Here is a 10,743-nt window from a genome sequence, read left to right on the forward strand (position 1 = left end):
GCACGTCGTCCTCGGGCAGCGGCTGATAAGAGTGGATGCCGTGTCTTTCCAGCTCCCGCAGCACGGGATCGAGCACGCCGACCTGGGCTGGCGCGGTGGCGGTGTACAGCGTGCCATCCATGCGCAGTTCCGCGTCGATGCGGTGCAAGCGGCAGAAGTCGGCGATGCTCTGCACCGCCGACTCCGACGCCTTCACCAGTCGCAATGCCTCGTCCTCCCCAAACAGACGACGCAGGGTGAAGAACTTGGTGGTCCACGTCAGCAGGCATCCGCCGTTGCGTCCGCTCGCGCCGGCGCCGCACAGGTCGCTTTCGAGGATCACGATGTCCAGGCCGGGATTGGCCTGCTTGAGCTGCAGGGCCGTCCACAGGCCGGTGAAACCGCCGCCGACGATGCAGACGTCGGCCGTCTGTTCGCCCTGCAAGGCAGGTGCGAGCGCGCCGTCGCCGAAGAGTGCTTGTTCTAACCAGAAGGGACGCATGGGGATTCCTTGTCAGGAGTGGGCCAGTTCACTGGATTGCTTGCGCGCCGCGCAGGCGCCCATCAGGGGCACGAATTCGGCCAGTGTCGGCGTCTTCATGCCGGGCACCTTGGCGCGGTCGTCCCAGGCGCGCAGCTTCAGCGCGTCCTGCGCATATGGCTTGCGCAGGAATTCGGATACCTCCGTTGGATTGAACACGCCGCCCTGCAGGTGCAGGCTGCGGCGCGAATCCGGGGACAGGTGCAGCAGGTATTCGAAGTCGACCGCGCACAGGTAGCGCTTGGCCTCCACGTGCAGCTTGATCGGTTCCAGTACCGCCGGCCCGAACAGGTGACGCATCAGCGGCAGCATGCAGTACTGGTGCAGGTCGTCGATGCCGCGCGCCGTCGGCGTGTCGCCCTTGTCGTTGACGAGGTGGCCGAGGTCGTGCAGCAGCGCTGCGCACACCAGCTCGATGTCGGCGCCCGCCTTCTGGGCGAGCGTCGCGGTCTGCAGCGCATGTTCGAGCTGGGTCACCTGTTCGCCGGCGTAGATGCGGCCGCCACCCTGTTCGAAGAGACGGCAGATCATCTCGATGGTCAGCATGGCATCACCAGGGCAGCGAGTAGGTCTTGGTGTTGCAGAAGCTCTTCATCGCTTCCAGCACGCCTTCCTTGTAGCCGAGGCCGGAATCCTTGATGCCGCCGAACGGCGTCAGCTCCAGCCGGTAGCCCGGGACTTCGCGCATGTTGACGCTGCCCACCTGCAGCTCGCGCACGAAGCGCGTGATGTAGTCGAGCCGGTTGGTACAGACCGACGAGGACAGGCCGTAGGGCGTCGAGTTGGAGATGCGGATGGCGTCGGCGATGTCCTTGCAGCGGATCACCGGCGAGACCGGGCCGAAGGTTTCCTCGGCCACCAGCGAACAGTCTTCCGGCACATGGTCGAGCACCGTCGGCGAATAGAGCGCGCCCTGGCGCTTGTTGCCGTACAGGAGTTTCGCGCCGCGGGCAACGGCTTCGTTCACCTTGTTCTCGAAGTAGCAGGCCGCGCGTTCGTCGATGACCGTGCCCATGTCGTTGGCCGGGTCCGTCGGGTCGCCGTACTTGATCGCGCGCGTCTTTTCCACCAGCAGCTCGACGAAGCGGTCGGCGACTTGTTCGTGGACGATCATGCGCTTGATTGCGGTGCAGCGCTGGCCGGAGTTCTTGTACGAGCCCGACACGGCGAGCGACGATGCCTCGTCGAGGTCGGCGTCTTCCATCACGATGATCGGATCGTTGCCGCCGAGTTCCAGCACCTGGCGCTTGTAGACAGCCTTGGCCGCGATGTATTTGCCGATCGGTACGCCGCCGGTGAAGGTGACGAGGTCGATGTCGTCATTGGTCAGCATCTCATCGGCGATCTCGCGCGGGTCGCCGGTCACCACCGAGAACATTTCCGGCGGCAGGCCGGCTTCGTACAGGATATCGGCCAGCAGCAGGGCGGAGAAGGGTGTCTTCTCGGTCGGCTTGAGCACCATGCGGTTGTTGGTGGCGATCGATGGCGCAACCTTGTGCGCGACCTGGTTGAGCGGATGGTTGAAGGGCGTGATGGCAGAGATCGCGCCCAGCAGCGGCTCCTTCATGGTGTAGACCTTGCGCTGCTTGCCGTGCGGCGTCAGGTCGCAGGAAAACACCTGGCCGTCGTCCACCAGCGCCTGGTTGCCGGCGAACAGGAAGACGTCGCAGGCGCGGCCGACTTCATACAGCGTGTCCTTCTTGCACAGGCCGGCTTCGGCGGTGATCAGGTCCGAGATCGCGTCGGCATTCGCGCGCAGCAGTTCGGCGGTGCGCATCATGATCTTGTAGCGGTCGTAGCGCGTCAGCGGAGACTTGAAATTCTTGGCGATGCGAAAGGCATTCTGGATATCGGGGACACTCGCCTTGGGCACTGTCCCGATCAGCTTGCCGGTGTAGGGATTGCAGACTTCGATGATGCGGTCGCTACCGACGTGTTCGCCGGCAATGCGCATTTTCTGTTTCAGGATGTGGCCCTCGCGCAGGGCGCCGATCTGGCTCAGCAATGACATGTCTCTCTCCTTGGAATCGGTGTGTTCTTTACTGCGCCTGGTTCAGTGCCAGGTGCAGGACGTCGAAGTTGCGCAGGCGCGGCACGTCAGGCTGGCGCTTGAGCTTGCGGTTGAGCAGGATGGGCACGCGCTGTTCCGAGATGCCGCCGTGCGAGCGCAGGGGGAGTTCCAGTCCCGACAGGTCATGCTTGCTGGCCGAGGTGCCGATCACTGCGAGGCGTTCGCTGACCACGACGAGGTCGCCGATGCGGTCCGCGGGCAGTTCGAAGCGCGCGCTGGCGGTTTCGCGGTCGAGCACCAGTTCGACGCCGGGGATGGCGGCGATATGCTTCGCCAGCGCTTTGGTATCGATGCCGTTGCCGCCGTAGACCGTCGCGTAGGAGCCGAGCGCGCCGTGGTGCACGACATAGGGATCGGTGATCGGCAGGATCACGCGCGTCTTGCCCGCGCCGAAGTCCTTGTCCAGCACGTCCTGCAGGAAGATCACGTTGGGCATGCCGGCAGAGTCGGTCTTGGCATTCATGCCGTGGTCGGCGGTCAGGGCAATGGTGGCGCCGAGCTTGTCGAGCTGTGCGAGATAGCGGTCCATCATCGCGTAGAAGCTGTTGGCGCCATCAGTGCCCGGTGCGTACTTGTGCTGGATGTAGTCGGTGGTCGACAGGTACATCAGGTCGGGGCGCGCGGTTTCCATCAGCTTGACGCCGGCGGCAAACACGAATTCGGACAGCTCGGCACTGTACACCGAGGGCACCGGCATGCCGACCATCTTCACGACGTTGGGGATGCCGTATTCGCTCAGGTCGGCCTGGTCGGCCTTCTCGGCGGAAAAGCAGATGCCCTTCATCTTGTGGCCGAGCAGCATGCGCAGCTTGTCCTTGGCGGTGACGACCGCCACGCGTGCGCCCGCGTCGGCGAAGGCGGCGAGCACGGTGCCGGCGCGCAGGTATTTCGGGTCGTTCATCATCACCTCGGCATCGGCCTGGGTGTCGTAGAAGTAGTTGCCGCAGATGCCGTGCACCGAGGGCGGAACGCCGGTCACGATGGAGAGGTTGTTGGGATTGGTGAAGCTGGGCACAACGCAGTCACCCGCGAGCACGGTCCCGTTTTCCGCCAGCTGTTTCAGGAAGGGCACTGCACCGGCCTGGATGGCCTGGTTGATGTACTCTTGTTCGCAGCCGTCAACGCAGACGATGACGACGGGGCGCTCCATCCATTGGTAGGTGCGCCCGTTAACGGTGATGGGATTGGCACTCATTGCTTAACCTTTCATCGGTTTGGATAAATCAGTCGGGTGAACTGCTTGATTGCGCGCGATGCATGCGGTTGCGGCCTTCCATCGCATGCGAACGCATGATCTGGCCGGCCGCGTCGGGATTGCGCGTGGCGATGGTGTCGACGATCTCGTGGTGCTCGCGCGTCGATACCGGAAGCGTGCCCTTTTGCGCCAGGGCGGTGCGGCGGTACAGCGTCAGTTCGTTGACCAGGCGGCGATAGGTGTCCAGCAGCTTGCGGTTGCCGGTCATCGTCACCAGGGTGTCGTGGAATTGCAGGTTGAGCGCGGCGTAGCCGTCCACGTCCTTTTGCGCAACCTTGTCGTCCATGCGGCCGAGCAGGCTGCGCAGTTCGGCCACCTGCGCGTCGGTGATGACCTCCGCCAGCTTGCGGCCGACCAGTTCATCCAGCGCGCTGCGCACCTCGTAGATTTCATCGGCTTCTTCCACCGAGATCTGGCGCACGACCACACCCTTGTTCTTTTCCTGCCGCACCAGGCCGGTGGCTTCCAGCGCGCGGAAGGCCTCCCGCACCGGGCCGCGCGACACGCCGAGGCGTTCGGCAAAGGCCACTTCATTCAGTTTCGATCCCGCTGTCAGCTCGCCGGCAATGATCTGGCGCTCGATTTCCTTCTGCACCAGGGCGGGCAGGGAGTATTGCTGCAGCATGGCGATGACAGTGTTTTCGTGTGTAGTCATGAGAAAGCTCCATTCAGTGAAAAGAATTTTATGTGAAAAACTGTAGATTGTCTACAATCTACGATATACAATAATTCCAACGCATATAAAAAAGGCGCGATCGATGGGGTGGGCAGGTAACACCTTCATATGGTTGAAGCCGGAAAACAGATGCTCGAAGGACAGTTGCAACGACATGGGAATATATATGCGGATCCTGTCGTCGAGGCTGCGGCTGATCGGGTTTGTTGACTAATACAAGGAGAGATCAATGAAGAGACACATTGTTGCGGGCTTGCTCAAGCTCTGCGCCGCATTTTCCGCAGCCGCCCTTTCCGCAGCACCGGCTGCCGCGCAGCCGAAAACGCAATTGCTTGTATACACAGCGATCGAAACCGACGCGATGAAGAAGATGTACAAGACCGCGTTCGAGAAATCCAATCCGAACATCGACATCCGCTGGGTGCGCGACTCCACCGGCGTGATCACCGCCAAGCTGCTGTCCGAAAAGGCTAACCCGCAAGCCGACGTCGTGCTCGGCGTTGCTGCCAGCAGCATGGCCCTGCTGGCGCAGGAGGGAATGCTGCTGCCGTACGAGCCGAAGGGCTTCAAGGACCTGAACCCGATGTTCTCCGACCAGCGCCGCCCGCCCACCTGGGTCGGCATGGACGTTTGGGGCGCGGTCATCTGCTTCAATACGGTGGAGGCAAAGAAGCTCGGATTGCCGAAGCCGGAATCCTGGAAAGACCTCGTCAAGCCGATCTACAAGGGCAAGATCACCATGCCGCATCCGGCTTCCAGCGGCACCGGCTACCTCGACGTCACCGCCTGGCTGCAGATGTGGGGCGAGCAGCAGGCATGGCGCTACATGGATGCACTGCATGAAAACATCGCGCAGTATGTCCACTCCGGCTCCAAGCCCTGCAAACAGGCCGGTTCCGGGGAATTCCCGATCGGCATTTCCTTTGAATTCCGCGCTCACCAGGTGCTGCGCAGCGGCGCGCCGATCGAATTGATCTTCCCGAAGGAAGGCCTCGGGTGGGATATCGAAGCCAGTGGCATCATCAAGCAATCGAAGAACATGGAGGCGGCCAAGAAGCTGGTCGACTGGATGTCCAGCAAGGAAGCCAACGAAATCAGCACCAACTGGTGGGCCATCGTCGCCTATCCGGGGCTGGCCAAGAAGATGGAAGGCATCCCGGACAACTACGAAAGCCTGCTGGTCAAGCCCAACGATTTCGACTGGGCGGCAAAGAACCGCGACCGCATCCTCGCCGAATGGAGCAAGCGCTACAACGCCAAGGCGGAGGCGAAGTGACAGCGGCGCCGTCCAGGAACGGATGACGAAAAGGGCTTCCTCCACGGGGGAAGCCCGGCATAAAGGAGACAGCATCAAATGAGCAAACCATCGGTCTATCTTTCGCTGCAGGGCGTGGCGAAATCCTTCGGGTCCTTCACTGCGCTGCGCAGCATCGACCTCGATATCTTCAAGGGCGAGTTCGTGTGCTTCCTCGGCCCCTCGGGCTGCGGCAAGACGACCCTGCTGCGCATCATCGCCGGGCTGGAAGCGCAGGACAGCGGACGCATCGTCCAGGCGGGCAAGGATGTGTCCTGGCTGCCGCCGGTCAAGCGCGACTACGGCATCGTGTTCCAGTCCTACGCGCTGTTCCCCAACCTGACCATCGCGGACAACGTCGCCTACGGCCTCGTCAACCGCGGCATGCCCAAGGCGAAGGTCGAGGAGCGGGTGCAGGAACTGCTGACGCTGGCCGGCCTGCCGGGTAGCGGCGGGAAGTATCCCGGCCAGCTCTCCGGCGGCCAGCAGCAGCGCATCGCATTGGCCCGCGCGCTGGCGACCTCGCCCGGCCTGCTGCTGCTCGATGAGCCGCTGTCCGCGCTTGATGCGCTGGAGCGGGTGCGCCTGCGCAGCGAAATCCGCCAGCTCCAGCAGCGCCTCGGTGTGACCACCATCATGGTCACGCACGACCAGGAAGAAGCCTTGTCGATGGCCGACCGCATTGTCGTCATGAACCACGGCGTGATCGAACAGGTCGGCACGCCGGAAGAAATCTACCTGGCGCCGCGCTCGCCCTTCGTCGCCTCCTTCGTCGGCAAGATCAATGCGCTGCAGGGCGAGTCGCTGGGAGGAGGGCGCTTCCGACTCGGCTGCGTCGATGTCGATTGCAGCAACGGGGCGAACGTCCCGGCCGGCCGCCCGGTGCGCATCTACCTGCGCCCGGAAGACCTGGTCGCGCACAAGCCCGCCAGCGACAATGCCGCACAGGCACAGATCCGCAAGATCGAATTCCTCGGCGCGCACAGTTTCCTGACGCTCGCCATCGACGGAATGGCCAGCCAGACCGTGGTCACCTCGATCGCGATGCAGCAGCTGGAGGAATACGGCTTCACCGTCGGCAGCCGCGCCGGGATCGCCGTCCTGCCCCAGCGCGCGCGGATTTTTGACGCGCAGATGGAGGCCGCATGAGACCCGACGCCGCTACCATGACCTCATCGCCCGGCATGCAGCGCAGCGTTGCCGCCGGGCGCCAGCAAAGCCACTGGCACGAACGCATTGCGCACGGCCTGATGATCCTGGTCTGCGCGATCCTCGTGATCTTCCTGCTCGGGCCGGTCATGGCCATCCTCGTCAAGAGCGTGCAGGACAAGGACGGTAACTTTGTCGGCTTGCAACAGTTCATCGACTACATGTCGACGCCGGCGCTGCAGCAGTCCATCGTGAACACTGTCTTGATGGCGACGTCGGTGACCTGCATCGTGATCCCGGCCGCCTTCCTGTTTGCGTATGCGCTGACGCGTAGCTGCATGCCGTTCAAGCCGCTGTTCCGCACCATTTCGCTGGTGCCCATCCTCGCGCCTTCGCTGCTGGCAGCGATTTCCTTCGTGCAGTGGTTCGGCACGCAGGGCCTGTTGAAGGATGTGCTCGGCGGCATTTCGATCTACGGGCCGCTCGGCATCGTGCTCAGCGAATGCTACGGGGTCTTCCCGCATGCGCTGATGATCATCATCACCGCGCTTACGATGGCCGACGGCCGGCTCTACGAAGCTGCGGAATCGCTCGGTACCAGCCGTTTGCGCAAGTTCTGGACGATCACGCTGCCCGGCGCCAAGTACGGACTGATCAGCGCTTCGCTCGTCGTCTTTACGTACACCGTGAACGACTTCGGCGTGCCCAAAGTCATCGGCGGCAACTTCAACGTGTTGTCGATTGATGTCTACAAGCAGGTGATCGGCCAGCAGAATTTCAACAAGGGCGCCGTGGTCAGCCTGCTCCTGCTGATGCCGGCGCTGGTCGCCTTCGCCATCGACATCGTGATCCGGCGCAAGCTGCGCGCGCAGCTGTCGGCGCGCGCGGTGCCGTACACGCCGAAGAAGCGGCCGCTGTTCGACACCCTGATGTTCCTGTACTGCGCGGCGGTGTCGGTCTGCCTGCTCGCGGTGCTCGGCATGGCGATGTTCACTTCCTTCATCAAGCTGTGGCCCTACGACCTGTCGCTCAGCCTGCGCCATTACTACTTCGGACTGGTCGAGGGCGGTGTGCTGGAGTCCTACTTCAACAGCCTGAAGATGGCGTTCTGGGTGGTGGTGTGCGGCGTGACGATGATTTTCGGCGGCGCCTACCTGGCGGAGAAGACGCGCGGCATGGACAGCCTGCGTCCGATCGTCCGGCTGCTGGCGGTGCTGCCGATGGGTGTGCCGGGACTGGTGCTCGGGCTCGGGTACATCCTGTTCTTCAATGCGCCGGACAATCCGTTCAACTTCATGTACCACACGATGGCGATCCTGGTCGTGTCGACGGTGATCCATTACTACACCTCGTCGCACCTGACCGCTGTCACCGCGCTGAAGGCGATCGACAACGAGTTCGAGGCGGTATCAGCGTCGCTGAAGGTGCCTTTCTACAAGACCTTCTTCCGCGTCACCGTGCCGGTCTGCCTGCCGGCCATCCTCGACATCGGTCGCTACCTGTTCGTCAACGCGATGACGACGATCTCCGCCGTGGTGTTCCTGTATTCGCCGGATTCCACGCTGGCATCAGTGGCGATCCTGAACCTGGAAGAAGCCGGTGAAATCGGACCCGCCGCAGCGATGGCGACACTGATCGTGATGACTTCGATCGGCGTCTGCCTCCTGTATGCATTGATTACGCGGGTGCTGTTGCTGCGTACCCAGGCCTGGCGCCGCCCGTCCTAAACCTTAAGTCTCCCCTGTTACCGCTGTTCATTAACGAAGGATGAAAATCATGAGTCTCGTCAGCCGCGATCCCGTTCTCCTGACCCCGGGCCCCCTCACCACGTCCCTGCAAACCAAGAGCGCCATGCTGCGCGACTGGGGATCGTGGGATGCCGCGTTCAATGCCGTCACCGCCAAAATCCGCCAGCAATTGCTCGATATCGTGCACGGCCACGGCAGCCACGTCTGCGTTCCGATGCAGGGCAGCGGCACCTTCTCTGTGGAAGCGGCGATGAATACACTGGTGCCGCGCGACGGCCATGTGCTCGTGCTGATCAACGGCGCCTATGGCAAGCGTATGGCGAAGCTGGTCAGCATGATGGGCCGCAAGGTGTCGACCTTCGAGACGCCCGAGCACGTGCCGACTACACCTGCCGACGTGGATCGCCTGCTGTCCGCCGACCCAGGCATTACCCACGTCGGCCTGATCCACTGCGAAACCAGCACTGGTATCCTCAATCCGCTGGAAGAGATTTCGCAGGTGGTGAAGAAGCACGGCAAGAGCCTTGTCATCGACGCGATGAGTTCCTTCGGCGCACTGGAAATCGATGCGCGCAAGGTGGAATTCGATGCGGTGATCGCCGCCAGCGGCAAGTGCATCGAAGGCCCGCCCGGCATGGGTTTCGTGATCGCGCGCAAGTCGGTGCTGGAACAATGCGAAGGCAATTCGCTGTCGCTGTCGCTCGACCTGTACGACCAGTGGACCTACATGGAAAAGACCACGCAATGGCGCTTCACGCCGCCCACGCACATCGTGCTGGCCTTCCATGAGGCGCTCAACCAGTCCATCGCGGAAGGCGGGCAGAAGGCACGGCTGTCGCGTTACACGAAGAACTACGAAGCCCTGATGGCCGGCATGCGCGAACTCGGCCTCAAGCAATTCCTCGACCCGCGCATCCAGGCGCCGATCATCGTCACCATCCATGCGCCCGAGAGCGCGCACTACAGCTTCAAGGACTTCTACAACCGGGTGCGCGACAAGGGCTTCATCCTCTATCCGGGCAAGCTGACGCAGGCCGAGACCTTCCGTGTCGGCTGCATCGGCGCAATCGGCGTCGCGGAAATCCGGCAGGCGGTCAATGCGATGCGTGATGCGCTGGTGGAGATGGGCATCTACGAAGCGGTCGCGGCATAAGGCTACTCCGAAGTTGGTCCTCCAGTGCCTCCTGGAGTTCGGGCGGGACAGTCTTGTCCCGCCTTTTTTCTATTGGATGAATTCACGCAGCGCCTGCGTGCCAGGGGCATCGGGTGCGATGAAGCGTGTGCGCAGCATGAAGTCGGCAATCGCCGCGCATGCTTCGACGGTCAGGTCGTTCGAGCCGGTCATGATCTCGAGCACCTCCGGCAGGGGCAGCAGCAGGAACTCCGCGACTTCGCCGTCCCTGCTCACCGGATGAAAATCATCCGGCAGCAGGAGGTCGTGCGTGAACTGCACTTCCGCATGCCATCCATCAGGCGCCGGCCGCGCGGTGCGCACCGTTCCCGTCGCTATCGCACGTGAGGCGACGGCAGCATCGATGCCGGCTTCTTCCTCGCATTCCTTCAACAAGGTGTCCTCTATACCGAGGCCGTTTCCGATGCCGCCGCCGACCAGCGTATCGAGCAGGCCCGGGTCCACCGGTTTGCCTGCGCTGCGCCGGGCCAGCCACATGCCGTGGCCGGAAATGCCATGCACCTGGACGGCATGCAGCGGCAGGCCGAAAAAGTGGAGGGCGGCACGCTCGATGTGGAAGAGGGGCTGCTCGCCGAAGGCCGATGCGACAGCCAGGACCTCATTGCGCCAGCCGGTGACCAGGCCTTCGTTGTGCAGGATGCGGACGACTGCGTCGAGTGCCTGCGTGCGAAGAGCCGGTGTGTCGAGGGACGGGGCCAGCGTTACACCGGACAGGGTTACGTGGAAAACTTCCGGCCATTCAAGGAGGCGCTCGGCAAAATCGAGGCGTATCTGTCCGGAGCAGGGATGGAATGGCAGGTAGTGGACGCGGTCCCGCGCGCATCGCGCGCGCAGGCGG

At 62.9% G+C, this 10,743-nt stretch carries 10 protein-coding genes; 4 read left to right on the forward strand and 6 right to left on the reverse strand.

The features are described from left to right. The 5 genes from AYR66_RS13410 to AYR66_RS13430 all read right to left on the reverse strand — a co-directional run. Positions 1 to 481 (reverse strand): FAD-dependent oxidoreductase (locus AYR66_RS13410; protein ID WP_234814896.1); only part of this gene is annotated, 481 nt, incomplete at its 3' end. Between the two features lie 12 nt (positions 482 to 493). Then, positions 494 to 1,066, reverse strand: a complete 573-nt coding sequence (locus AYR66_RS13415; protein WP_088707893.1) for a phosphonate degradation HD-domain oxygenase — start codon at positions 1,064 to 1,066, stop codon at positions 494 to 496. 4 nt (positions 1,067 to 1,070) lie between these two features. Further along, positions 1,071 to 2,531, reverse strand: coding sequence for a phosphonoacetaldehyde dehydrogenase (gene phnY, locus AYR66_RS13420; protein ID WP_088707894.1), 1,461 nt, complete (start codon positions 2,529 to 2,531; stop codon positions 1,071 to 1,073). Between the two features lie 28 nt (positions 2,532 to 2,559). Then, the gene (gene phnA, locus AYR66_RS13425; RefSeq protein ID WP_088707895.1) at positions 2,560 to 3,786 is read right to left on the reverse strand and encodes a phosphonoacetate hydrolase; all 1,227 of its coding nucleotides are present in this window, start codon (positions 3,784 to 3,786) and stop codon (positions 2,560 to 2,562) included. A 28-nt stretch (positions 3,787 to 3,814) separates the two neighbouring features. Further along, positions 3,815 to 4,501 (reverse strand): phosphonate utilization associated transcriptional regulator, encoded by a 687-nt coding sequence (locus tag AYR66_RS13430; protein ID WP_088707896.1) that lies wholly within the window; start codon positions 4,499 to 4,501, stop codon positions 3,815 to 3,817. Positions 4,502 to 4,751: 250 nt separating this feature from the next. On the opposite strand from AYR66_RS13430, the gene AYR66_RS13435 reads away from it, so the two are divergent. From AYR66_RS13435 to AYR66_RS13450, 4 genes are all read left to right on the forward strand, one after another. Continuing rightward, positions 4,752 to 5,798, forward strand: a complete 1,047-nt coding sequence (locus AYR66_RS13435) for a putative 2-aminoethylphosphonate ABC transporter substrate-binding protein (RefSeq protein WP_088707897.1) — start codon at positions 4,752 to 4,754, stop codon at positions 5,796 to 5,798. A 78-nt stretch (positions 5,799 to 5,876) separates the two neighbouring features. Next, complete coding sequence (locus tag AYR66_RS13440) at positions 5,877 to 6,965, forward strand: putative 2-aminoethylphosphonate ABC transporter ATP-binding protein (protein ID WP_088707898.1); 1,089 nt, start codon at positions 5,877 to 5,879, stop codon at positions 6,963 to 6,965. Positions 6,966 to 6,982: 17 nt separating this feature from the next. Next, entirely contained in the window at positions 6,983 to 8,692 is a 1,710-nt protein-coding gene (locus AYR66_RS13445; RefSeq protein WP_088707899.1) for a putative 2-aminoethylphosphonate ABC transporter permease subunit, read from the forward strand. 49 nt (positions 8,693 to 8,741) lie between these two features. Further along, entirely contained in the window at positions 8,742 to 9,866 is a 1,125-nt protein-coding gene (locus AYR66_RS13450) for a 2-aminoethylphosphonate--pyruvate transaminase (protein WP_088707900.1), read from the forward strand. 69 nt (positions 9,867 to 9,935) lie between these two features. Here the strand turns inward: AYR66_RS13450 and AYR66_RS13455 are convergent. Beyond that, positions 9,936 to 10,743: DUF4743 domain-containing protein (locus tag AYR66_RS13455; protein WP_206047167.1), on the reverse strand; the 808-nt coding region annotated here is incomplete at its 5' end.

This window comes from Noviherbaspirillum denitrificans, assembly GCF_002211445.1.
Lineage (GTDB): Bacteria > Pseudomonadota > Gammaproteobacteria > Burkholderiales > Burkholderiaceae_D > Noviherbaspirillum > Noviherbaspirillum denitrificans.